This is a genomic window from Tsuneonella suprasediminis, from assembly GCF_003605755.1.
Taxonomy (GTDB): Bacteria; Pseudomonadota; Alphaproteobacteria; order Sphingomonadales; family Sphingomonadaceae; genus Tsuneonella; species Tsuneonella suprasediminis.
This window is the reverse complement of sequence record NZ_RAHJ01000014.1, coordinates 69,967-94,485: the sequence shown is the minus strand read 5'-3', so window position 1 is coordinate 94,485 and position 24,519 is coordinate 69,967. Positions and strand designations below refer to the sequence as shown.

The following is a 24,519-nucleotide window of genomic DNA, read 5'->3' as shown; positions in this document are numbered from 1 at the left end:
GCAGACTTCAGGCGGTTTGATTGCGATCCTTCAGAAAACGTTCGGTCGTTTCACTGCCAAGGCGCATGTGGGTTTCTATTTCAGCCTCCATCGCGGGTAAGTCATCGCCCAGTGCGGCATCGAGAAAGCTGTCATGGCTATCCCGGCGCGGGCCGCGGCGGCCGTGCGCCATATGGTGCGACGCCCAATACAGCTGCAGTTTCCCTTTCAGCCCGTTCCACACTTCCAGCAGAATCTGATGATTGGCCGTTTCATATACTAGCGAATGCAAATCCAATTCGCGGCGAATACATTCCAGCTCATCGCCCAGATCGATCGCGTCGATCAGAGCGGCCTGCCGCGCTTTCAGTTCGTTCGCGAATTCCGCATCGCGGCGATCCCATGCGAGGCGAAATGCGAACGTTTCCAATGTCGTTCGCAGCGAGTAGATTTCGCGTACGGCCTGTTCAGACAGTTCCACCACGTGCGTACCGGTAAAGGGAACCTGAACCAGCAATCCTTCGTCGATAAGCTGCCTGATCGCTTCGCGCAGAGGGCCGCGACTGACACCGAACTGACTGGCCAGAGCAGTTTCGATCAATGCGGAACCGGGCGCGATTTCTCCCGCAAAAATACTCCGGCGCAATTCGTCAGCGATACGGGCACCGAACGTCTGCTTTTGCAATTTGGGGACGGTCGGCATTTTCACGACTGATCTTCCATTAAGTAACTCTTTTCAGGCTAGCCTATCCGAATTGGACAGGCAATCGGGTGGAGGACCGGCCATTGATGCCGGTTCGGGAACTGTAGGCGAAAAGCGCCTCTGCTGGCTATAAAGTCGATTGTCAACAATATAGCTTTTGGTTAGTTTCTCCTCCGACACGAGCGGTCTGAATGCCGTGGGCGAGCCAGCAATTTGTGCACGATGTCGGCATTCAGGCGGAAGGCGGGGGCAGCCGATGGCAAATGCGGGTTACGAACAAAGTGGTCAGGACACGTCTCGCAGTGCCTTGCAGCGGTATTGGTTCGACATACCGTTGTGGAAACGGATCGTGCCCGCCTTCGTCGCTGGGGTGGCAGCGGGCCTGATCTGGGGCGAAGATGCGGTTCGCCTGCACTTGCTGGGCGATATATTCGTACGGCTGGCCCGAATGCTGGTTGCGCCGCTGATCTTTTTCACCATCACTGCCGGGGTGATCGGCATGGGCAATCCCAAACGGTTGGGGTCGTTGGGGGTGCGCGCGTTATCGCTGTTTGCCGCCAGCGCTTTGGTTGCAGCGACGCTGGGCATGGCAATTGGCCTGTTGCTGCAACCGGGTGACGGGGTAAGTCTCGTCGGCGCCAAACCGCAGACCATCGCAGCAGGGCGGACATTGTCCGAACAGTTGCTGTCGATCATCCCGGTCAATCCGGTACAGGCGCTGGCCGACGGGGATATGCTGGCGATCATCTTCTTCGCGATCTTCTTCGCAGTCGGCATTCTGACGCTGGGCGAGCGGGGGCAGCCGCTGGCCAATGTGATCGGGCTGGCATCCGAAGCGATGATGCGGCTGGTGGTATTCGTGATGGAAGTGGCGCCCATCGGGGTGTTTGGCCTGATGGCGGCGGCTGTCGGGGCGCACGGGCTGGGTGTGTTCGTCAATATTTCCCTGTTGGCGCTGGGCACTTTGCTGGGCTGCGTTCTGCAGTTGCTGATCGTGCACGTCGGGCTGATCGCGCTGTTGGCGCGGCTATCTCCGTTGCCATATCTGCGCGGTGCGATCGACGCGCTGGTGATTGCCTTCTCCACTTCGTCCAGTTCGGCCAGCTTGCCGGTCGAGCTGGCCATTGCAGAGGAAAAGTTCGGCATCGACAAAAGCATTGCCTCCACCGTCCTGCCTGTTGGGGTGGGCATCGCCCGCGATGGCACGGCGATGTTCGTTGCGCTGCTGTCTATGTTCGCGATTCAGGCGCTGGGCATTGCGCCATCGCTTGGCGATCTGATGCTGGTGGTCGCGGTATCGACGTTGCTGGCGCTGGGTGCGCCGCCGGTCCCCTCTGCCGCGATGTTCATGATGGCGGCGGTGCTGATCGTCGTCGGGGTGAGCGACGTCGAATCCGCGCTGATCGTGGGCTTCATCCTGCCGTTCGACCGCTTGCTGGATATGATGCGAACGACGGTCAATGTGTCGAGCAATATGGTCAATGCCACGGTGATGGCCGCGCGGCTGGGCGAGATGGAGCGGGATGTCTATGCCGCCGGAGGGCAAGCACCCGTCGATTCATCGCCGGGCGAACATGACTTGCGCCTGTAAAGCGGAGCCGAAATCAGTGCGCGGCGGCGAATGCCGTCAGCGCGCGGTCCATATACTGGGTTGCGCGCACGTCATCGGGCACATCGTTGGCGTAGATCGCGAACGTATAGCGTTTGCCGCTTGCCGCAGTCAGGTATCCGGCCAGTGCGTTGGTGGCATTGAGAGAGCCGGTCTTGGCGTGGATCTGCCCTGCCAGCGGCGTGTCCGCGAAGCGGCGGCGTAGCGATCCGTCGGTCCCGCCGATGGGCAGTGTTTCAGTCCACTTCGCGCCCCATGGCTGCCGGGCGATCCAGTTCAGAAAAGTGACCATGCCGCGTGGCGCGACCCGGTTATAACTCGACATGCCCGAACCGTCCGACAGGCTGACCATGCGTTCGGGCACGCCCGCCTCAGCCAGCATGGCACGCACGACCGCCTGCCCGTCGGCAATCGATCCGGTGCCGCCAATCGCCCCCACTCGCCGCAACAGCAGGTCGGCGTGAAGGTTCTGGCTGACTTTGTTGATTGTCACGATGTCATCGTACAGCGGGGCGGGCGTGGCGGTGGCCAGCGCAGATGGCCGGGGCGGACGCGCCGCCGGTCCGGCGCGGAGTGCCGGATCGTCTTCAGGCAGCAACGGGCGATGCCGCGACAGCACTTCGCCGGTGACAGCAACCCCGCGCGCGCGCAGCATTTGTGCCAGCCGCCATGCGGCGTAATGCGCGGGATCGTCGATGCCGAGCCGCAGGCTTTCGGGTTCCGCGTCATTGCCAATGGTGCCGGTGACAATCAGCACCCGGCTGTTGGGCATCCGGTCGTAAGCGATGGCTTCGCTGTCGCCTTCGATCGTTCGGGCATGATTTTCAACGGTGTAGTATTCGCTCACCGTTACTTGCGGTGCTTCTCCGATCTCGCCCGGTGTTACCAGCGCGCGGGTTTCGTTGTCGTCCAGCGTCAGTGCGGAAACCCCCGTGCCCCACGGGCTGGGGATGTTGTTCCAGCTCATCCCCGGGCTCCAGCGCTGATCGGGAAAGGCGGTATCGTCCCCCACGACATTGCCGACCCGGCGGGTTTTCGCGGCGATGGCATCGGCCAGTGTCGACAGGCAGTCGGTCACGCAATCGTCCGCCGCGGACAGGCGCGCATCGCCATATCCGGCCAGCACGACATCGCGCGCCCCGCGATGGGCGCCCGGTTCCAGCCGAACGGTCGCGCCAGCGCCTTCGGCATCGGTGAACTGGCCGCTGGCGACCGACCACATCGCCACAGCGGTGGTGAAAATCTTGGTATTGGATGCGGGCATGAAGCGCCCCTCGGGATCGATGGTGACGATCTCTTCCCCATTGGGATCAGCGATCACCAGCCCCCAGCGTGTGCCCGGTCCGGCTTCCGCCAGTATTGCAGCGGCATCGCCTGTCGCAGGCGAATGAGACATCTCGCGCGCAGGGGCGGTGGGGGCGCCGGCATCGGCGTGAGCGGGCACTGCCAGCAGGGCGAAGGCGATGGCAGCGGCAAGGGTCGATCTGTGCATCGGGCGAGGTTATCGCAACATCGCGCGGAGGCAAGCGGGGGCGATACCAAGATTTGCCTTTGTCATAACCGGGCCGCATGGCGGGTTAGGGCAGACTTGCAGCGCATTGGCGTGCCCGGCACACTCGCAGCCTGCAAAACCGGGGAAGTACCGACTATGAAACGCCTCGCCCTCTGCATTGCGGCTCTTGCGCTGTCCACGGCCCATGCCGCACTGGCAGCCGATGCCATCCTGATCGAAGGGGCGCGGGTGTTCGATGGCACCGGCGCGAAGGCGCGCGTCGCCGATGTGCTGGTGGAGGGAGAGCGGATCGTCGCCGTGGGCAGCGATATCGATGTCCCTGCCGATGTCGAGCGTGTCGACGGCACAGGCAAGACCCTGATCCCCGGCCTGCACGATCTGCATACCCACACCCGTTCCCCGGCATATAGCGCGCCCGAAGATCTGCCGAAGGCATGGGCCGGATATCTGCTGGCTGGAGTTACTTCGATCAACGACTTCTCGGTATCGGGCGAAATGATTGCGCCGATCCGCGAAATGGTGAAATCGGGCGATTACTGGGCGCCGCATCTGAACGAAGCGATCCGGTTCGGGGTGCCCGGCGGGCATGGCACCGAATATGGCTGGGGTAATTTCTTTACCATGCAAGTGGCGACCCCGCGCGCCGCCCATGCCGAAATGCCGCTGGCGCTCAGATACAATCCCGACATGATCAAGGTGTTCGCGGACGGCTGGCGCTATGGCCGCGATCCCGATCTGATGGATATGAACGAGCCGACACTGGCCGCTATCGTCGCTGACGCGCACAAGCAGGGCAAGCCGGTGGTGACGCACACTGTCAGGCTGGAAGAGGCGAAAGTGGCGGCGGCGGCAGGGGTGAATGCAGTCGGCCACGGGGTTGGCGATGCTCTGATCGATAAAGAGCTGATCGATCTGATGAAGAAGAACCGTACCGCCTACATCGCGACGCTGGTGGTCTATGAACCGCAACAGACGCGCACGATGTCGGCGGCGGAAATGGCCGAACTCAATCCCGGCGAACGCGCGCGGGAAGCAGCCCAGGCCGCCAGCGACGACCGTACTGTCCAGCCTTATGATGCGCGGCGCTGGACGATCATGCGCGACAATATCCGGCGGCTGAAGAAGGCGGGCGTTCCTGTCGGCATCGGCACCGATGCGGGGATCGGCGGGGTCTATCATGGGCCGGGTGCGGTGCGCGAGATCTGGTGGCTGACTCAGCTCGGCTATACCCCGGCGCAAGCTCTGGTGGCGGCGACCCGTACCAGCGCGGAAATTATGCGGCAGGATGGCGACCACGGCACGATTGCCCCCGGCATGCGGGCCGATCTGGTGTTGGTCGATGGCCAGCCGGATAAACGGATCGAAGACCTGTGGCATGTGGCGCGGGTATGGGTGGCCGGATGCGAAGCGCCACTGGCGAAGCTGCGCGCGCTGCGCGATGCGCCCGCGATGTCGGCCATGCCGTCGGTCGCGATGACCGGGCCGATCATGACCGGGGCACGGGCAGACGGGCGGACCGATCTCGATACCTTGCCAGTGGCGACCACCGATCCGGGGATCGATCATTCGCATCTGATCGCGGTTCACGATGCCCATGCAGGCGATGGGGAGCAGTGGGGGGAGCAGGGGGAAGGGAAGCATACTTTCCTCGCCGCACAGATGGGGGCCGCGCCGCGCCCTTATGTCCAATGGGTGCTGCCGCTGACGCGGGGGCCGATTTTCGTTGCCGATGCGCGGAAATTTGCAGGGGTCGAATTCAAGGCACAGGGCACAGGCCAATATCGGCTGGTGCTCGAATCCTATGGTCTGTCGGGCGGGGATTGGTTCGCCGCCCCGTTCAAGGCAGGTGGCGGCGAAACCACGATCCGCATCCCGTTCAGCGCGTTTCGCAGTCGCGATGCCGATGCGGCACTGGACCTGTCGCAACTGCGCGCACTGCGTATTCAGCTATCGGGTGAAGCCGGGGGCAGCGCATCGTTACGTCTGGGCGCGGTACGCTTTTACTGATGGGAGAGGGTTGGCGCCTAAGGCGCCCTCGATAGCCACCTTTTCGTCATTGCGAACATAGTGAAGCAATCCATGGAGCAAAGGCACTGCCTATCGCATCGGTTGTGATTGAGGCGAGGTGCAGTCTATGGATTGCCGCGTCGCTACGCTCCTCGCAATGACGGGGGGCGGGGTTGCCTGGTCAAGTCAGTTCCTCCCTACCGTCACCATGGCCCACAAGCCGGGGTCCAGCTTCTGCAGGGCAATGTTTTGGAAGGAAAGCGTCGCCCCGGATCGGGGCCGGGGCGACGCACGATGAGGCGAACTTTGTTCCACCTCACCGAATCTGGCTTGCCGCGTGTTACCGGCAGGAACCGGCGGGCGGGGTATGTGGCAGAGCACGCCCTGCCGCTGTGCCGGTCAGCTTGCCATCGGCAACGGCCAGCGCGCCGTTGACCACGACATCGCGCACCCCGGCCGCCGTCTGTTCGGGGGCTTCGTAGGTTGCGCGTGATGCAAACGTCTGCGGATCGAACACCACGACATCGGCAAATGCACCCGCGCGCAAATGCCCCCGGTCGGCCAGCCCGAACCAGTCCGCCACCGTGGCCGAACTGCGGTCGATAAATTCGCGCGTGGTCAGGACTTTGCGCTCTTTTACATAGACCGCATATTTGCGGGCAAAGCTGCCATAAACGCGTGGGTGCGCTGTCGAGGCATCGCTGTCGGTCATCACCCACGGCTGCCGCATGAACGCTTCGATATCGCTTTCCGCCATGTTGAAGCTGATCGTAGCGGCATCGGACTGACGGATCGCGGCGATAGCGGCGGAAACGGCGTCGGTATTCATTGCCTTCGCCACGGCATCCAGCCGTTGCCCGCGCCACTTCCCTTGCACGATCAGCAGGCTTCCCGGCCCGCCACGGCGGCGCATGTTCTCGGTGATGTCTGCCCGCAGGCGGGTCTGCTGCGCGGGATCGTCGAACCGGGCGAGCATCGCCGTGCGCCCGCCATCCTGCGCCCATAGCGGGACCAGCGACGATACCAGGCTCGTGCCGCTGGCGTTCCACGGATACTGGCTGGCGGTGATCGACAGCCCTTCGGCGCGGGCCTGTTCGATCTTGGCGATAATCGCCGGAGCCATACCATGCACATCCACACCCAGCGCCTTGATATGCGAAATGTGAACCGGGATATGCCCGTCGCGGGCGATAGCGATCGCTTCATCGACTGCAGCGGCGAGGCCGATGTTATAGTTCGCTTCGTCCCGCAAATGGCTGTCGTATTTTCCGCCCATTTCGCCGGCGACACGTGACAGAGCGATCACTTCGTCGGTTTTCGAGAAACTTTGCGGAGCGTAGAACAGCCCGGTCGAAAGACCCAGCGCCCCTTCGCACATGGCCTGCTTTACCAGTACCTTTTCCTGCGCCAGTTCGGTGTCGGTCGGGGCGCGGCGGTCCATGCCGATGACTTTTGCGCGGATCGTGCCGAAGCCAGTGAAGCTGCCGTAATTGATCCCAACAGGCCTGGCCTTTGCGCTGGCCAGCAGATTGCCGATATCGATCCGCCCGCCGCCATCGTTGCCGACGAATGCAGTGGTCACGCCTTGCATCAGGAATGGTTCGACCAGACGGCGGCTGGCATCGTCTGCCGTGATCCAGCCTTCCATATGGGTATGCGGGTCGATGAAGCCGGGGGCCACGACCATGCCCCTGGCATCGATCGTCCGCGCGGCAGCAATGTGGAGCTGCGGGCCGACCGCGACGATCCGATCGCCCCTGATGGCGACATCGCCGGTGAATGGCTCCGCACCGCCGGGATAGACAGTGCCGCCCTGAATCAGCAGATCGGCCTCAGCCGGAACAACGCCGGGGGTCGCACAGGACGCCAGCAGAATGGACGCCAAAGCCGCGATACCCAGACGTGTCTTCATCCCCAGAAACCTTCCGTTGGTGGTTGCATGATGCCGTGTTCGGTGCGTGTGCCGCCCGCGCGATCGTCGGCCAGCCATGTTGGCCCGTCAAGGTCGGCCCAGTCGGCCTGCCGTGCGATGTGCAATGCAGGTGCGATGCCGAGCGATGAGCAGACCATGCACCCGCTCATCAGTTTCAGCCCGTGTGCCCGCGCCGCCTTCGCCAGTTCGAGCGCGGTGGTCAGCCCGCCTGTCTTGTCCAGCTTGATATTCACCGCGCCATAGCGGGCGGCGACAGCGTCCAGCTCTGCCACGGTGTGCAGCGATTCATCGGCGCAGATCGGCACCGGGCTGTCGTATCCTGCCAGCCAGCCATCGTTTTCGGCAGGGCAGGGCTGTTCCAGAGTATCGACTTTGCATTCGACCAGCACCGGCATTGTCGCGCGCACAAGCGCTTCGTCCCAGCTTTCGTTGGGATCGACGATCAGTGCGGTATCGGGTGCGGCCTGCCGGACAGCGCGGATCGCTGTCGCCGGATCGCTGGCATCCACTTTCACTTTGATCAGCGGGACGTCGGCAATCGCCGCAGCGGCGCGGGCCATTTCATCTGGCGTGTCGATGACCACGGTCAGCGCGGTTGCGACAGGGCCGGGTTCGGGCGTGCCGATCAGAGCGGCAACCGTCTTTCCAGCCAGCTTTGCTTCCAGATCCCATAGCGCGCAATCGACGGCATTGCGGGCGGCACCGGGCCGCATCAGACCGATAATCTCGTGGCGCCCGGCACCCGCCTCCAATGCGGCGCGAACTGCGGCGATTTCCGCCAGCGCGCTCTCGATGCTTTCGCCATAGCGCGGGTATGGCACCCCTTCACCGCGCCCGGTCGCAGCGCCATCGGAAATCTCCACTGTCACGACATCGGCAGCGGTCTTCACTCCGCGTGCGATACGAAACGGAGTATGGAGAGCGAAACGGTCGTGGCGGGCGCTTAGTTTGCGGGGCATAAGAGATTATCGATCACGTTATCGACACCGAACCGCACCGGGTCGGTGCACGGCAGGCCTAGCTCCGTACCGGTGCTCTCGCACAATTCGCGTGCGGCATCTTCGGCAAGGCTCGATGTATTGAGGCATACCCCCGCAGCGCGCACACCGGGACTGGTCAGCGCGGCCATTCGCAGGTTCAGCGCCAGGCATTCGGCCAGACCGGGCAGCGGCCGTTCGGGCAGGCCGCGCATCCCCTGCCGCGCCGGATCGTGGCACAGCACCAACGCCTCTGCCTGCGCCCCGTGGATCAGTCCCGTCGATACCCCGGCGAACGAAGGGTGAAACAGCGACCCTTGCCCTTCGATCACATCCCATCCGCCGTCGTCGCGAGCCGGGGCGACCTGTTCGATCGCGCCTGAAATGAAATCGGCCACGACTGCATCGAGCGGTACGCCGGACCCCGCGATCAGAATTCCGGTTTGCCCGGTGGCACGAAAATCGGCGGATTCGCCGCGCGCCTTCAGGCCTTGGGTCAGAGCAATGGTGGTGTACATTTTGCCGACCGAGCAATCGGTACCCACTGTCAGTATCCGCCGCCCGGCACGTGGCCGCCCAGTGCCGACCTTCAGATCGGCAGGTGGATTGCGAACGTCGATCAGGTCGAGCCCTTTCGCGGCAGCAAGTTCGGCCAGCTGCGGCACATCGCGCAGGCGCTGATGCAGGCCGGATACGACATGCATCCCGTTATCGAGTGCTTCGGCAGCGTCGTCGATCAGAGCCGGGTCCATCGTCCCACCCGAATTGGCGATACCAAGCACGAGCGTTCGGGCACCCGCCGCGGCACCTTCGGCCAGAGTCATCCGCGGCAGGCCGAGCGTCAGCGGGCAATCGTCATACCGGAATTCGCCAACACAATCCTGCCGCCGAAAATCGGCCAGTCCACGGGAGGTTTTGATGCCAACGGGGTCGGTCGAATGACCCAGATAGAGAAGGAAGGGACCGTTTATCATGGTTCTCACCGAATACAGCGTCTGGCGTGAGTGCGCGCATTCAGTGCAGGAGGCATTCCATAACTTGCCGTTATATTGCCGACACGGCCTCAACCCGGCGCGCCAATGCCTTCACGAAATCGGTGGCGAGCGCGGTCGGCGGGCGATTTTGCAGATAAATCGCATGGATATCGAAGGTTAGTCGAGGGGCAAGCGGCCGCATCGCCAACCCCGGCGTGAGCGAGGCCATCGCCGTGAAGCTGTCCACGACGGTCATCCCCACACCCTGCCGCACCAGAGCCGTGGCGATATGGAACGTGCGGGCCGAAACCACTTCGTCCAGCTCGATCCCGCGCCGTTCGATCTCGCTGGTGAACAGTACCCCGATCGGGCCACTGGTGGCGAGGCTGATCAGTGGTTTGCCAGCGAGGTCTTCCAATGGGACACGCGGCGGTGCATCGGGCATTTCGGATTCGCGATAGAGCACCATCAGTTCGCCAGAGCCGAGGTACTGGCTGGCGAGCGGGGCATCCTGCGGTACTTCGTAGGCGATCGCTACATCGGTTTCGCGTTCATAGAGCTTGCGGAGCAAATCCTCGTGATGGATTGTCTGCAGATCGAACTTAACCGTAGGATGGGTGCGGAGAAATTGCGCCACTGCGCCCGGCACCAGATCGAGTGTCAGCGATGGCAGCGCGGAAATTTTCAGGATGGCTCCTGCTCCGCGCTTCAGGTTCCGGCTTGCGGCGCGCAAGGCATAGACCCGGTCCTGAATTTCCCGCACTTCGGCAAACAGCGTGTGGGCATCGTCGGTTGGGATCAGGCGCCCGCCTGTACGGTCGAACAATTGGAAGCCGAGCAGCGATTCGGCGTGGCGCAGCACCTTCGAAACCGATGGCTGCGAAACATTGAGCATGCGCGCTGCTGCGCTGACCGATCCGTTGACGTAAACTGCGTGGAATATTTCGATGTGCCGCAAATTCATCGGATCAGCCCTCGTGCGCTCGGATCATGAACAAAGCTCGTTGTAATATCGACATATTATTGCGACCTTTTTCTGGCCGGGGTTGGGCAGAAAGCGAACCCAAGGCGTGGGAGCGTGCAGCTTGAGGCAGAAGAATAGCCATTGGTTATGCACCCTGTCAGCAAGAATATCGCGTTTGTCGGCATATCGCGTTAGCTTTTCGCAATGAGTTACAGACGCTTTATGCCGCCATTGCTGGCGATGCTCGCTCTTTCGGTGTCCGGTCATGCTGTCGCGCACGATGAGCCCCCACGGCAGGAGCCGTTGGCCACTGTGCGCGTGGCGTTCGATCGCAATGGCATCACCGATATTCGCAGCGAAGGAGTGGCCGATCTTGCCACCGGCCGCACAGTGACTGCGGACGATCCGGCGCGGGTGGCATCGATATCCAAGCTGGTTGTCTCCATTGGCGCGATGCGATTGGTGGAAGCTGGCAAGCTCGACCTCGACGCCGATGTCTCCGATCTGTTGGGCTATCGCTTGCGAAACCCGGCATTTCCCGATGTCCCAATCACACTGCGATTGTTGCTGTCGCACCGTTCCAGCCTGACCGATACGATCGATTATGTCCTGCCGCTGGATGCCGACATGGGCGCGATACTGGCTGATCCGCGGGCATGGGATGCCGATCATGCGCCAGGGTCATATTACCGATACACCAATTTCAACACCCCCGTCGTCGCCGCTGTGATGGAGCGCGCGACCGGCGAACGGTTCGATCTGCTGATGCAGCGGCTGGTGCTGGAGCCGCTGGGTCTGGAAGGGTGTTATAACTGGGCAGCCTGCACCCCTGCCTTCGCCGGGCGGGCGATGGTACTGTATCGCGAACGGCAGCCGACCAAAGACGATAACCACGGCACGATGCCCGATTGCCCGGTGACACCAGCGACCGACGGTTCGTGCGATCTGTCTGTGTGGCAACCGGGTCGCAATGGAGCGATCTTCGCGCCGCAGGGCGGCTTACGTATTTCGGCGAAGGGGCTGGCGACGATCGGCCGGATGCTGCTGAACAATGGCAAGTTGGATAAAGTGCGCTTGCTGCGCCCCGCTTCCGTTCGTGAGCTGCTGAAGCCAGAATGGCGTTCCGACGGCAGCAATGGCGAAACGGAAAAGGGTTTTCTGTGTCGTTACGGCCTTGCCAGTCAGACTCTCGCGACACATGAGCAAGGCTGTCACGACGATCCCTTCGGAGATGGCCGTCCGCGCGTAGGGCACGCAGGCGACGCATACGGCCTTAAATCCGGCCTGTGGATCGACTCGCAGTTCGGCACGGGTGTCGCTTACATTGCGACCGATGTGCTGGATGCCGATACTGGCCTGCACAGTGCCTTCACGCGGGTGGAGGAAGAGTTGGCGACAGGCACTCGATAGCCTGCCTCGGTATGCAGTGAGCATCCATCCGGTCGAGATTGGCAGGGCCTGCTCCGCCAGGTCACGATGCTGTTTGGCGTGACCCGTTATTTGTTGGTTTTGAATTGATGACGTCTAACGCCAGAGTTTGTGGCGTGTCCGTGAGAGCGCTTTGCGAAAGTACGAAAAGCATCCGTTGATGATGACTATCTTGTGCGGCGAGCCATCCATTTCATGGGCTTCAAACGTTGTTTCCATAACCATACGCATTTGGCGTGCATTGTCTTAAGTCATATCGCCAATCTGGCAGTGTTGGCTAGACTCACGATTCATTAGATGTCCCGCAGGGATTTGACCAAAATGGCCCATCGCTACGTCAAAAGGTCTTGAAATATTGACATATCCCTGCGCCCTTTCTCCTTGCGCTGGGCCATTTTGCTTCAAACCTCAACGGTGCCAGTAATGGGTCCTGAGCCTAACGCTTCAATGTTCTCGTGGACCATGCAGAGAGGGCAGGTGCCCTGTGCAGAATCTGATGGGTAATGCACTTGTCAATTATCAGTTGAAGTTAACTAACGGACAATTATAGCGGCCGTGCCGTTTCGGGTCGCACCACACAGCCGGGAAACGTAATAGCGTGACCGGCAAAGAAGAGTGTTTAGAAATTGGCGAATGAAGCACGCAACAGACGGCCGCTCTGGAATCAGGGGCTGAGCGATCTGGCAGATCAATGTACTGATGCAAAGGCGTGCGATGCGCCTGAGCTGGCAGTGCGTCTGTTCGAATTGATATCCGCTTCCCCGGAGATGTTGAGGGATCATCTCGGCACCGCCACGGACAGGCGCGCCTTCCTGGCTCATGTGGGAAACGACGCGACAGAATGTGCGCTGCTTGATTTATGTGGCGATAAAACCAGTTTCGTGTTGAGCAAGTCTGCTGCAGGCAGTTCACTGGCGACAATTCACATGGACGGAAGCGGGGACGAAGTGACATTCTTCGCGAATTCCATCGCTCTGGCCATGATTGGTGCACTGGCAGCAGCGCTGTCGCAAACGAAGCTGGTTCCCAAGCGGCCAAGCCGTTCTGTAGGCAGGCGTTTTCTTCACTAAGGCCGTGCATTTCACGCGATCGTCAGAGTGATTTTCCACTTTCACCCTACATATATGAAAATACTACATTAATCGCTACGTAAGGTTGATGGGATGGCGTTAGGCATGACCTCCATTGGGAGGTTGTGCATGGTTGAGACCATTCCTGCAAAAAACGATCCGACTATCGCGAACATCGGAGGGGGTACTGTGCCAGAACGCAGGCTTACCTCCATAATTTCGAATAATAGCAAGTATATGCGAGACGCCTGGAATGGAGGAAAGGCGCAGTCGGTTGAGCTCGATTATGGGGCATCCCGACCTGGTGTCATCGATTATCGGCAATGCATTCGTAATATGTCGCACATACGCCGACGATCACCCGTTGTATTAGCTGTGCGCAATAGGGAAGTTGGCAGTGGAGCGGCGCAGTTTGGACAGGCTTGCACACCGATCCAGTCTGGCCCTCGCCGATTGCCATCCTTGCTGAAGTCGCTCGCCGCATGCTGCGTTTCAGGACAGGGGTATTAACGAAATGGCGACCAATCATACCGACGCACTTCGCACGATGTATTTTGAACGTAAGCAATATGCACACACTCTCCTGAACAGTATGGCGCGGAGCGAGCGCATACCGCGATCGGAACTGGATGCCGCCGTATCGATACTCCATCAACTCGCGGAGGCTGCAAGCACCTTTGATGAAACAGGTTTGGATGAAAAACTTCGTACTTGCGAATATGCGCTGAGAACGGTTGCGCCGGGCGAAGCGCGTGCCCTTGTATCTGGTGCCTGTCGACTGGTCGCACCCAATGCCCACGATGGTTTTGCGGGGGCGAGTAATTCCGATGTTGAGAATTTCACGGCAGATGCCGCAGACATATACGCACCGCAGCGCGATCGCCGTAGCGAGCAGCGTTATCAATCAGTTTACATTCCTGCATCGATAGCTTGTGGTGAGGCGAAGGCGTTTGGCGTAGTTCGCAATATCTCGCGCCACGGCGCAAGACTTCGCGCGCCCATCTCTGTCGAAGTGGGCGATTGTATCGTTTATAGCGTCGACGAGAAAAGGCCGATCGAATCCACAGTGAAGTGGGTGAATGGCGATGATTTTGGCGTGTTCCATTTGGACGAAACGCTGCGGTTGCCGGTTGCTCGCCCAGACGACTACCGCGCCGTGCGCCTCGCTCATCAAGTGCCGATCATATTTTACCTCAATGGTTTGCGGCACGAAGGCATATTGCGTAATCTTTCACAGGGCGGGGCCTGCATTGAAGCCTCTCGTCAGATTTTACCAGGGGAACGGGCAACGGTCCTGGTTGGCGGCCAGCAATTTGAAAATGTCACTGTCCGCTGGCAAAAAGATGGATGCTTCGGTGTGGAGTGGAACCGTTCCCTTCGCACTGCTGAGCTCAATGAGATCGTGAAGGCGATGCAAGTGTCTGTTCGCCCGACTAGGGCATCGCAGAAAAGCTAGTCTCAAGTGTGTCGGCGTTTATCATACCTGACGGGCATGGAACGAGATTTACAGTCCGAAATGCTGGGTTTGATGGCCTTCTGTTCAAGCGCGTCCCTGAACCATCCGGCGCCGTAGTCTCGATCCGCGAGTATCCACTTTACCTTGGGCAGGCCATCGATCAGCACCTGCCAATCAATAGGGCCTGATCCTAGGGAGTCTGGAACGCCAAATCCCCCTCCGAACCCAAAGCGGTAGTGAGGGGCAAGGTGGTCTTCTGCATATTCGCCCACCCATTGTTTGTGGGGCAGATATCGCTTCATGCCGAGAACGGTTTTGTATCGCGAAATTTTTCGCCCAGCCCGCTTCTCCTTGACCATGAAGGTAAAATAAAATCCGGTATTGCGGAGGTTTGTCGGGAACCGCATCCTTATGCCAGTATTTTTACTGGAATGGATTTTTAATGAGGTTCGTATAACTTTCTATCTGGTGCCGGAATTTTGGGAGGATCGGCTATGGGATCGCAGCGTCGCGTATTCGTATTGGATAGTTCAAACCGTCGCAGGGCAGAGCTGACTTGGGAATTGACCAAGTCAGGTCTTGCTGCACAACCGATGGAAACGCTTGAAGAGCTATTGGCTCTGGGGCCCCCTATCGGGGCAATTTTCGTCCATATGTCGCACCCCGCTGCAGTGAAGGGTTTGGTGGCGTTTCGTGATCGGTTCGACCAGTGGTTCCCGGTAATCGTTTACTGTCAGCAGCGCGATTTGGCGGAGATCGTCGATGTTATCCGTGACGGGGCGTCCGATTATCTCGAATACCCTTTCACCGGAGAGAAGGCTTGCGAACGGCTTGACCGGGTGATCGCCCGGTCCGATTGCGAGCGGGCACAGCATGATTTGCGTGTCGGTGCGCTCAAGCGTCTTGAACCGCTCAGCAAGCGGGAGCGCGAGGTGCTGATGCATGTATCGCGCGGGGATTCGAGCAAAGTGATCGCGCGCAATCTGTCGATCAGCCCGCGCACTGTCGAATTGCATCGCGCCAACCTGTTGAACAAGCTGGATGCACATTCGACGGCCGAAGCCGTGCGTATCGCGATGGAGGGCGGCGATATGACTCTGGGCATTACTGGCGAGGCCTGATCGGCTGACGCGAAGCGGGCTGATATTCGGTTCGGCCTCTTTACTACCAACAGTTGGCCCCACATCCGCCAGGCGGTATGTGGGGCCTTGTGTTCGGGCGACCGCCCTGTTGGGGGTGGGCGATGCCCTGGGTTCCGAAGTTCGTGCTTCAGGAAGCGCACAGAACAAGCGACCGCTCGCGGGGGATCGAAGCGGCTTTATCGAATTAGCGCGATAGTACTAAGATCGCTGCAAGCAGTGACTAGATAAAAACCCATAATGCAAAGAGCCTGTTGGCGTTGTGCACTAGTCGTAGGATCCATGATATGGGAATCAGAAACAGCGTAGCATCGTTACCGTAATCTCAACCCTTTGCTGCCACAGCGGGCAGGCAATATCAGCAAGGGAATACCATGCGCGGCGAAAATTTGCCTGAAGTTTCGGTTATCGGTCTTGGCTATATCGGCCTGCCAACGGCGGCGGTCATCGCCCGTTCGGGGATGACGGTTCATGGTGTCGATGTGAGCCAGACTGTCGTCGACACGATCAATCGCGGCGAAATCCATATCGAGGAAGTTGATCTCGATGGGCTGGTGCAGGGCGTTGTACAGCGTGGCTTGCTGCGCGCGGGAACTCAGGTTCGCGCGGCCGACGTATTTGTGATCGCCGTGCCTACGCCATTCCACAAGGATGACGCGCACACTCCCGATACGTCCTATGTGCTTGAGGCAGCGCGGAATGTTGCCGCTGTGCTGAAGGCGGGCGATACGATCATTCTCGAATCGACGTCGCCGGTCGGCACGACCGAGGCAATGCGCGATATGATCGCGCAGGCTCGCCCCGATCTGAAACTGCCGGGAATGACCGATGGCATTCCCGATGTTTCCATCGCATATTGCCCCGAACGGGTGTTGCCGGGCCGCATTCTGGAAGAACTGACCAATAACGACCGCTCAATTGGCGGGATTACGCCGCGTTGCGCGCGTAAGGCGCTAAGCTTCTACAAACGCTTCGTGCGGGGCACATGCGTTACCACCGATGCGCGCAGTGCGGAGATGACCAAACTGGTCGAGAATGCCTATCGCGACGTGAACATCGCATTTGCGAACGAACTGTCGATCGTCAGCGATGCGATGGGGCTGGACGTGTGGGAAGTGATCCGGCTGGCCAACCGCCACCCGCGTGTGAACATCCTGACCCCAGGCCCCGGCGTGGGTGGCCACTGCATTGCGGTCGATCCGTGGTTTATCGTTCATGGCGCTCCCGATGAAACTCCGCTGATTCGCACGGCGCGGGGGGTTAACGACAGCAAGATCCACCACGTGATCGCTCGTGCCGCGGAACTGGTGGAAGCCAATCCTAAGGCGCGGATTGCCTGCCTCGGTCTGGCGTTCAAGGCCAATATCGACGATTTCCGCGAAAGCCCGGCGCGGCTGGTCGCGGCCACGCTGGCCCGCCGCTATGGTGAGCGGGTCAACATCGTCGAGCCGTATGCGATGGAATTACCTCGTGAATTCGAAGGGACCGGCGCACAGCAAATCGATATCGATACGGCGCTGGAAGAATGTGACGTGATGATCGTGCTGGTCGACCACGATGTCTTCAGGTCCGTCCCGCTGGCCGAGCGGGCCGATAAAGCGGTGTACGATACCCGCGGTATCTGGCCCGATCAGCCCGCTGTAGCGGAACCAGCGGTGGAGCTCCGCAAAGCGGGCTAAGCTTGGTGCCCATGCTCCTTGCGGGCGATTTCGTGTAGCCAGTCCGCATGGCGCGGGGCCTTTTTTGTCTGGCTCCATTCGTCCAGCATGGGCATCGCCACGCGCTTAAGCTCGGCGTATTGCTCGTCGGTGCCGATATCGCAGGCCAGTTCGACGCGGTGGCCATTGGGATCGAAGAAATAGATCGATTTGAAAATGCCGTGGTGCGTGGGGCCGAGCACGTCGATCCCCTGCTCTTCGACATGCGCCTTCGCGGCGAGCAGTTCTTCCTCGCTGCCGACCTTGAACGCCAGATGCTGCACCCATGCAGGTGTATTCCCGTCGCGGCCCATCTCTGGCTGGTTAGGCAGTTCGAAGAACGCCAGCACATTGCCGTTACCCGCGTCGAGGAACACGTGCATGTACGGATCGAACTCGCCGGTGGAGGGCACGTGATCCTCTGCAAACGCGGTGGTGTATTCCATGCCGAGCACGCGGGCGTACCATTCGACCGTTTCTTTCGCGTCTTTGCAGCGATAGGCGGCGTGATGGATACCGCCCAGAGTGATTGGATGTCCGGTCATTGGGCGGGCTCTTCCACTGCAAGTGTGCCGCGTTGGATCTGATCGCGTTCCATGCTTTCGAACAGCGCCTTGAAATTGCCTTCACCGAACCCGTCATCGCCCTTGCGCTGAATGAATTCGAAGAACACCGGGCCGATCTGCGCCTGAGCGAATATCTGCAGCAACAGACGTGGCTGGCCGCCTTCGGTCGTGCCGTCGAGCAGGATGCCGCGGGTGGCCAGCGCACTGGCATCCTCGCCGTGGCCCGGCAAACGTTCGTCGAGCATGTCGTAATAAGTCTGGGGCGGCGCGGTCATGAACGGGACACCGTATTGCTTGAGGCGGTCCCACGCGGCGACCAGATCGTCGCAGATCAGCGCGATGTGCTGAATGCCTTCGCCGTTAAAATCGCGCAGGAACTCTTCGATCTGGCCTTTGCCACCTTCTCCCTCTTCATTCAGCGGGATGCGGATCTTGCCGTCGGGTGCAGTCAGCGCTTTGCTGGTCAGACCGGTATATTCGCCCTTGATATCGAAATAGCGGATTTCGCGGAAGTTGAAGAGCGTTTCGTAGTAATCCGCCCAATACTTCATCCGACCGCCATAGACGTTGTGCGTCAGGTGATCGATCAGTGCGAAGCCCGCGCCAACCGGGTGCTTGTCGACGCCCGGCAGGTATTCGAAGTCGATATCGTAGATCGACAGACCTTTCCCGTCGTCATCCTCGTAACGATCTACCAGATAGAGGATCGCGCCGCCGATGCCGCGAATGGCGGGAATGTGGAGTTCCATCGGCCCGGTATCGACCTGAACCGGTTCCGCCCCTTTATCCAGCAGATCGGCATAGGCCTTGCGGGCATCCTTCACCCGGAAGGCCATCCCGCATGCGCTGGGGCCGTGTTCGCGGGCGAAGAACCATGCCGCGCTTTTGGGTTCGTAGTTGGCGATCAGGTTGATCCCGCCCTGCCGCCACAGATGCACGTCTTTCGAACGGTGCGTGGCGACATGGGTGAAGCCCATCGCTTCGAATACCGGCTCCAGCGTGCCCTTTTCAGGGGCGCAGAATTCGACGAATTCGAAGCCATCGAGCCCGGCGGGATTTTCGAAAAGGTCGGCCATGCAGAGGGTCCTCGGTGAAGATAGTTAGTTTCTTGTGAAACCAAATACCATGCCGTGCATATGGAGTCAAAGGGACAGGCGGCCTCTTGTGTCGACTCTTCAGGGTGTTGGGCGGGAGGGCAGGGGCCCTCCCGCACCCGATCAGTCGACGAAGTCGTCCACCCGTTCGACGATAATGGCCGGGGCCATTCCGCCGGCCGCGCACATCGTGACAAGGCCATAGCGCCCGCCGGTGCGTTCCAGTTCGTCCACGACAGTGCCGATCAGGATCGATCCGGTCGCGCCGATCGGGTGGCCCAGCGCCATTGCGCCGCCATTCACGTTGACCTTATCGTCGGGCAGTTCGAGATCGCGGATGAACTTGGCTGCGACGACCGAGAACGCCTCGTTGATTTCCCACAGATCGATGTCCTCTTTCCTGAGGCCGGCCTTGGCGAGAACCTTCTTCGCTGCCGGGACGGGGGCATTGAGCATCAGCGTGGGATCGTCGCCCTGATTGGCGGTGGCGACGATGCGTGCACGCGGCTTCATCCCGTGCGCCTTCGCATAATCCTTGCTGGCCAGCAGCACCGCAGCGGAGCCATCGACCACGCCCGAACTGTTACCCGCGTGGTGCACGTGTTTGATTTTCAGATCGGGGTACTTCTGCTTGATAAGCCCGGCGAAAGTCGTGCCCTTGTCGTCGAGCGGCACTTGCGCGATTTTCTCGAAGCTCGGCCTCAGCGCGGCGAGGCCTTCGGCGGTCGTTTCGGGACGCGGGAATTCTTCCTTGTCGAGCACCATGTTGCCATCGGCATCGACCACCGGGATCAGCGATTTGTCGAACCGTCCTTCGGCAATCGCAACCGCCGCCTTCTCCTGACTCCGCAGTGCCAGCGCGTCGAGTTCTTCACGGGTGAACCCTTCAATCGTGGCAATGGCATCGCCGCACACGCCCTGATGGCTCTGCGGGTGCACCGCCTGTAGCCGCGCGTTGCCCGATCCCATGCCCAGCGGCATGATCCCGGCCTGCATTTCTTCCTGCATACTGGATGCGGTGTAGCTCATCATTTCAGTGCCACCGGCGACGACCAGATCGGCCATTCCGCTCATGATCTGTGCCGCAGCCAGATTCACACTGGTGATGCCGCCACCGCAGAACCGGTCGAGCGTCATACCCGAACTGGTCTGATCGTAGCCTGCATCGAGCGCGGCCATGCGGCCCAGATCGCCGCCCTGTTTGCCCTTTTGCGTAGAGGTCGACCAGATCACGTCGTCCACGTCTCTGGTGTCGAGATCGTTGCGTTCGGCAATGGCTTTCAGCACTGTGGCAGCCACGTGTTGCGGGTGCATGTGGGCCAGTGCGCCCTTGCCGACTTTGCCAACGCCGCGCGGTGTACGCACGGCATCGATGATATACGCTTCTGCCATCAGATATCCTCTTGTGTCCGTTTTGGAATCGGGTTGACGTTTGCGTAAAGCTTGGCCAGCACAAGCACAAGCAAGTTTCAGTTTGCAATTGGAGAGCGATGGAATGTCACAGGAAGTGCTGACGCATGAGGAGGACGGTGTGTTGATCGTTACGATCAACCGCCCCGAAGCCAAGAACGCGATGACCAAGGCCGCGGCCGAAGGGATCGCCGCGGCGATGGACCGGCTCGACGCGGAAGACAGTTTGCGGGTCGGCATTCTGACCGGGGCTGGCGGCACGTTCTGTTCGGGGATGGATCTGAAAGGGTTCCTGCGCGGCGAATCTCCGATAGTCGAAGGGCGCGGATTTGGCGGCGTGGTGCAGGCGCCCCCGAAAAAACCGTTGATCGCCGCAGTCGAAGGGTATGCGCTGGCAGGCGGGCTGGAGCTGATGATCGCCTGCGATCTGGTAGTGGCCAGCGCGGGCGCGAAATTCGGCATTCCCGAAGTGAAGCGCGGGCTGGTCGCTGCGGCGGGCGGTGTGATGATGTTGCCCGATCAGATCCCCGAACGCATCGCGCTGGAATTGGCGCTGACCGGCGATTTCATCGATGCGCCGCGCGCCTATGATCTGGGGCTGATCAACCGCGTGGTGGATGGTCCTGCGCTCGACGGTGCGATGGCGCTGGCCGCCACGATTGCCGCCAACGGCCCGCTGGCGGTGAAGGTGTCGAAACAGATCGTGAAGGAATCGCGCGGCTGGCCGATGGACGAACGCTATGACCGGCAGGCGCAACTGATCGCGCCGGTGTTCGTATCCGAAGATGCCCGCGAAGGCGCGGCCGCCTTCGCTGAAAAGCGTAAGCCGAACTGGAAAGGCAAGTAATGCCCGCCGCCAGGGGCGGGCCGCTGAGCGGCATCCGCATTGTCGAATTCGCCGGTATCGGGCCGGGGCCGTTTTGCGGTATGATGCTGGCCGATCACGGAGCGGAAGTGATCCGCATCGATCGGGCCAGCGGCGACCGTGGCGGATCGATGCCGATTACCAATGCGGATGTTCTGGCGCGGGGTCGCAAATCGGTCGCGCTCAACCTGAAAACAGCCGAAGGCGTTGCGCTCGCCCGTAAACTCTGCGCCAGTGTCGATGGCATCATCGAAGGGTTCCGCCCCGGTGTGATGGAACGGCTTGGTCTGGGACCGGAAGAACTGCTGAGCGACAATCCCAAACTGGTCTATGGCCGGATGACAGGGTGGGGCCAGACCGGCCCTTACGCTCCCTATGCCGGGCACGATATCAACTATATCGCGCTGGCCGGGGCGCTGGCGCACTATGGGCGCAGCGGTGGCAAGCCAACCCCGCCGATCAATATGGTCGGCGATTTTGGCGGTGGCGGGATGATGCTGGCGTTCGGCATGGTCAGCGCTCTGCTCAACGTCGCGCGTGGCGGGCAGGGGCAGGTGATCGATTGCGCGATGACCGACGGCACCGCCGTACTGATGGCGATGATCCACGGGATGAAGAACATGGGCGTGTGGTCGGAAGATCTGGGCGCGAACATGCTCGATACCGGGGCGCACTTCTACGACACATACGAAACCGCAGATGGTAAGTTCGTATCCATCGGCAGTATCGAACCGCAGTTCTATGCCGAATTGCGCCGCGTTGCCGGGCTGACTGAAGATCACGATTTCGATGCCCAGCACGACAGCGGCCAATGGAGTGCGTTGAAGGAAAAGCTGACCGCGTTGTTCAAGGGCAAGACTCGCGCCGAGTGGGACGCACTGATGGAGCATACCGATATATGCTACGCCCCGGTGCTGACTATGAGCGAAGCGATCGCGCATCCGCATAACGTGGCGCGCGGTACGTTTTTCGATGGCGCTGGTGGCAAGCAACCTGCACCGGCACCGCGTTATTCGCACACCGCCACCGACACGCCCGCGCCTGCGCCGATGCCGGGCGATCATTCCGATGAAATACTCGAAACCCTGGGCATCGATGCCGCCGAACGCGCTGCGTTGCGCGAAGCCGGCACGGTTGCCTGACAGGAGAAGCCCCGATGCTCGATACTTCCCGCCGCACCGCCTATACGCCTGAGCACGAGATGTTTCGCGACACCGTGCGAAAAGTGCTCGCCGATGTCATGGTGCCACATCTCGAAGAGCACGAACGCAACGGCATCGTCCCGCGCGAAGCGTGGAAAGCCGTGGGCGCGGCGGGAATGCTGTGCCCCACGGTTGCGGAAGAGAACGGCGGGCTGGGCCTCGATTTCGGCTATTGTGCGGTCGTGAACGAGGAAACCTGCTACATCGGGTCGTCTGCCGGGTTCACGCTTCAGAACGATATTACTGCCGGATATATCGAACGGCTTGGCACACCCGAACAGAAGCAACGGTGGTTGCCGGGCATGGTTTCGGGCGATGTCATCACTGCCATCGCGATGACCGAGCCGGGCGCCGGGAGCGATCTGCAGGGCATTCGGACCACTGCGAAGAAGGATGGCAACGACTTCATCATCAACGGGTCCAAGACTTACATCACTAACGGCCAGAATTGCGACATGGTGATTGTCGTCGCCAAGACCGATCCCAGCATGGGTGCGAAAGGCACCAGTCTCATCCTCGTCGAAGATGGCACCCCGGGTTTCACCAAAGGGCGTAATCTCGACAAGATCGGACAGCATGCCGCCGATACCAGCGAACTGTTTTTCGAAGACGTGCGGGTGCCGCAGGAAAACCTGCTCGGCGGGGAAGGGCGTGGCTTTATCCACCTGATGGAAGAATTGCCGCAGGAACGACTGTCTATCGCCATCAGCGCGCAGGCGAGCGCGCAAAGGGCGTTCGATGAAGCGGTGGTATTCACCAAGGATCGCAAGGCCTTCGGGCAAAGCGTGTTCGAATTCCAGAACACCAAGTTCACACTGGCCGATCTCGCTTCGCAGCTTCAGGTCGGATGGGCGCACCTCGACTGGGCGCTGGCCCGCCATTTGCGCGGTGAGCTGAGCACGGCCGAAGCGAGTGCAGCGAAGCAGTGGCACACCGATATGCAGGGCCGGGTGTGCGATGTGGCGCTGCAATTGCATGGTGGTGCTGGCTACATGAACGAATACCTCGTGGCTCGTCTGTGGCGCGATGCGCGCGTGACGCGCATTTTCGGCGGCACTAATGAAATCATGAAGGAAGTGGTGAGCCGGTCGCTCTGATGGCAGACGAGACAGCATTCTTCACCTGCGACGGCGATCTGTTCGTGCCGACCGCGCTTGCGCGCAGCCCGTGGAGTGGAACGGCGATCACCGGGCTGGCCGTGTCCGGCCTGTTGATGCGTGCATTCGAAATGGAACGACCCGATGCGATGCATCTGGCGCGGTTTACCGTCGATTTTCTGGGCGAAGTGCCCAATGCGCTGCTGCGCCTGGAGCACACATGGGACAAGCGTGGTGGCCGTCTGTCGTTTTCCAGCGCGACGTTAAGTAGTGAAGACGGCCGCGTGGGCGCCAGAGCCAGCGCGATGTGGTTGCGCGATGCGGAAACGCCCGCTGCCGATTTCGCGCAGGATTACCCCCGCTGGCAGGATGTCGCAGTGCGGCCTTTCTTTCGCGGGCCTGCGCTCGGTGGGTTCGCGGAAATGCGCCCGGTGGAAGGCAAAGTGGGGCTGCCCGGGCGCGGTATCGTGTGGGCCAAGCCGCGCTTTTCCGTGGTAGCGGGGCAAGTGGCATCGCCGTTGTGTCAGGCCGCGATCCTGTCGGATATGGGCAACGGGATCGGCACACCGGTGGACGGGCGCGAGTATTCTTTCGCCAATACCGATATCGGATTGCACCTTTATCGCGAGCCGGTGGGCGAATGGCTGATGATCGATTCACAGGGAGCTAGCGGCGGGCGCGGCGATGCCGTGACTCATACCACGTTCGCAGATGAGCGCGGGGTCTACGCCCGTGGCTGGCAAACGCTGTTCGTCGCTCCGTATCCGGCAGGGCAGCCAAGTCATTTCGAAGAATGAGCGTGGCAGGATCTGGCGCGGCAAAGGCGGCGGAATGCG

21 protein-coding genes are annotated in these 24,519 nt (G+C 60.8%); 11 read left to right on the top strand and 10 right to left on the bottom strand.

What is annotated here, in order from left to right:
- Window positions 1-7: 7 nt before the first annotated feature.
- Window positions 8-682 (bottom strand): GntR family transcriptional regulator, encoded by a 675-nt coding sequence (locus tag D6858_RS04145; RefSeq protein ID WP_120107429.1) that lies wholly within the window; start codon window positions 680-682, stop codon window positions 8-10.
- 256 nt (window positions 683-938) lie between these two features.
- On the opposite strand from D6858_RS04145, the gene D6858_RS04140 reads away from it, so the two are divergent.
- Window positions 939-2,273 carry a dicarboxylate/amino acid:cation symporter gene (locus D6858_RS04140; RefSeq protein WP_120107427.1) on the top strand — a complete coding sequence of 445 codons (1,335 nt, stop codon included), beginning with the start codon at window positions 939-941 and terminating at the stop codon, window positions 2,271-2,273.
- Between the two features lie 13 nt (window positions 2,274-2,286).
- Here D6858_RS04140 and dacB read toward each other — a convergent pair whose 3' ends face one another.
- Window positions 2,287-3,783 carry a D-alanyl-D-alanine carboxypeptidase/D-alanyl-D-alanine endopeptidase gene (gene dacB / locus D6858_RS04135; RefSeq protein WP_120107906.1) on the bottom strand — a complete coding sequence of 499 codons (1,497 nt, stop codon included), beginning with the start codon at window positions 3,781-3,783 and terminating at the stop codon, window positions 2,287-2,289.
- Between the two features lie 156 nt (window positions 3,784-3,939).
- On the opposite strand from dacB, the gene D6858_RS04130 reads away from it, so the two are divergent.
- On the top strand, window positions 3,940-5,811 hold the full coding sequence (locus tag D6858_RS04130) for an amidohydrolase family protein (RefSeq protein ID WP_165859624.1): 1,872 nt from the start codon (window positions 3,940-3,942) through the stop codon (window positions 5,809-5,811).
- Window positions 5,812-6,151: 340 nt separating this feature from the next.
- Here the strand turns inward: D6858_RS04130 and D6858_RS04125 are convergent, their stop codons facing one another.
- The 4 genes from D6858_RS04125 to D6858_RS04110 all read right to left on the bottom strand — a co-directional run bounded on the left by D6858_RS04125 (window position 6,152) and on the right by D6858_RS04110 (window position 10,659).
- Entirely contained in the window at window positions 6,152-7,723 is a 1,572-nt protein-coding gene (locus D6858_RS04125; RefSeq protein ID WP_120107423.1) for an N-acyl-D-amino-acid deacylase family protein, read from the bottom strand.
- Complete coding sequence (gene dgcA / locus D6858_RS04120; RefSeq protein WP_120107421.1) at window positions 7,720-8,703, bottom strand: N-acetyl-D-Glu racemase DgcA; 984 nt, start codon at window positions 8,701-8,703, stop codon at window positions 7,720-7,722. Before dgcA ends, D6858_RS04125 begins: the two co-directional genes overlap by 4 nt.
- Entirely contained in the window at window positions 8,688-9,695 is a 1,008-nt protein-coding gene (dgcN, locus tag D6858_RS04115) for an N-acetyltransferase DgcN (protein ID WP_120107419.1), read from the bottom strand. The genes dgcA and dgcN overlap by 16 nt, the downstream gene beginning before the upstream one ends.
- Window positions 9,696-9,765: 70 nt before the next feature.
- Window positions 9,766-10,659, bottom strand: a complete 894-nt coding sequence (locus D6858_RS04110) for a LysR family transcriptional regulator (protein ID WP_120107417.1) — start codon at window positions 10,657-10,659, stop codon at window positions 9,766-9,768.
- Window positions 10,660-10,863: 204 nt separating this feature from the next.
- On the opposite strand from D6858_RS04110, the gene D6858_RS04105 reads away from it, so the two are divergent.
- From D6858_RS04105 to D6858_RS04095, 3 genes are all read left to right on the top strand, one after another.
- On the top strand, window positions 10,864-12,069 hold the full coding sequence (locus D6858_RS04105) for a serine hydrolase domain-containing protein (RefSeq protein ID WP_240623686.1): 1,206 nt from the start codon (window positions 10,864-10,866) through the stop codon (window positions 12,067-12,069).
- Window positions 12,070-12,818: 749 nt separating this feature from the next.
- Window positions 12,819-13,157: a hypothetical protein gene (locus D6858_RS04100; protein ID WP_133305239.1), complete on the top strand. Its 339-nt coding sequence runs from the start codon at window positions 12,819-12,821 to the stop codon at window positions 13,155-13,157.
- Between the two features lie 514 nt (window positions 13,158-13,671).
- Complete coding sequence (locus D6858_RS04095) at window positions 13,672-14,613, top strand: PilZ domain-containing protein (RefSeq protein ID WP_120107413.1); 942 nt, start codon at window positions 13,672-13,674, stop codon at window positions 14,611-14,613.
- A gap of 2 nt (window positions 14,614-14,615) precedes the next feature.
- Here the strand turns inward: D6858_RS04095 and D6858_RS04090 are convergent, their stop codons facing one another.
- Complete coding sequence (locus D6858_RS04090) at window positions 14,616-15,020, bottom strand: hypothetical protein (RefSeq protein WP_120107411.1); 405 nt, start codon at window positions 15,018-15,020, stop codon at window positions 14,616-14,618.
- 87 nt (window positions 15,021-15,107) lie between these two features.
- Here D6858_RS04090 and D6858_RS04085 point away from each other — a divergent pair, with 87 nt between their 5' ends.
- A complete protein-coding gene (locus D6858_RS04085) occupies window positions 15,108-15,734 on the top strand; it encodes a response regulator transcription factor (protein WP_120107409.1) in 627 nt (208 codons plus the stop codon).
- 392 nt (window positions 15,735-16,126) lie between these two features.
- Window positions 16,127-17,431, top strand: coding sequence for a UDP-N-acetyl-D-mannosamine dehydrogenase (wecC, locus tag D6858_RS04080; protein WP_120107407.1), 1,305 nt, complete (start codon window positions 16,127-16,129; stop codon window positions 17,429-17,431).
- Here wecC and D6858_RS04075 read toward each other — a convergent pair.
- The 3 genes from D6858_RS04075 to D6858_RS04065 form a co-directional block, all read right to left on the bottom strand.
- Window positions 17,428-17,994: a VOC family protein gene (locus D6858_RS04075; RefSeq protein ID WP_120107405.1), complete on the bottom strand. Its 567-nt coding sequence runs from the start codon at window positions 17,992-17,994 to the stop codon at window positions 17,428-17,430. The two genes, wecC and D6858_RS04075, sit on opposite strands and share 4 nt — an antisense overlap.
- Window positions 17,991-19,091, bottom strand: coding sequence for a 4-hydroxyphenylpyruvate dioxygenase (gene hppD, locus D6858_RS04070; RefSeq protein WP_120107403.1), 1,101 nt, complete (start codon window positions 19,089-19,091; stop codon window positions 17,991-17,993). Before hppD ends, D6858_RS04075 begins: the two co-directional genes overlap by 4 nt.
- Window positions 19,092-19,232: 141 nt before the next feature.
- Window positions 19,233-20,501 carry an acetyl-CoA C-acetyltransferase gene (locus tag D6858_RS04065; protein WP_120107401.1) on the bottom strand — a complete coding sequence of 423 codons (1,269 nt, stop codon included), beginning with the start codon at window positions 20,499-20,501 and terminating at the stop codon, window positions 19,233-19,235.
- A 103-nt stretch (window positions 20,502-20,604) separates the two neighbouring features.
- On the opposite strand from D6858_RS04065, the gene D6858_RS04060 reads away from it, so the two are divergent.
- From D6858_RS04060 to D6858_RS04045, 4 genes are read left to right on the top strand one after another with little or no spacing between them, the layout of a single operon-like run.
- The gene (locus tag D6858_RS04060) at window positions 20,605-21,366 is read left to right on the top strand and encodes a crotonase/enoyl-CoA hydratase family protein (protein WP_120107399.1); all 762 of its coding nucleotides are present in this window, start codon (window positions 20,605-20,607) and stop codon (window positions 21,364-21,366) included.
- The gene (locus tag D6858_RS04055) at window positions 21,366-22,526 is read left to right on the top strand and encodes a CaiB/BaiF CoA transferase family protein (protein ID WP_120107397.1); all 1,161 of its coding nucleotides are present in this window, start codon (window positions 21,366-21,368) and stop codon (window positions 22,524-22,526) included. The genes D6858_RS04060 and D6858_RS04055 overlap by 1 nt, the downstream gene beginning before the upstream one ends.
- Window positions 22,527-22,540: 14 nt before the next feature.
- Entirely contained in the window at window positions 22,541-23,683 is a 1,143-nt protein-coding gene (locus tag D6858_RS04050) for an acyl-CoA dehydrogenase family protein (protein WP_120107395.1), read from the top strand.
- Complete coding sequence (locus tag D6858_RS04045) at window positions 23,683-24,480, top strand: acyl-CoA thioesterase domain-containing protein (RefSeq protein WP_120107393.1); 798 nt, start codon at window positions 23,683-23,685, stop codon at window positions 24,478-24,480. The genes D6858_RS04050 and D6858_RS04045 overlap by 1 nt, the downstream gene beginning before the upstream one ends.
- The last annotated feature ends 39 nt before the right edge of the window (window positions 24,481-24,519 follow it).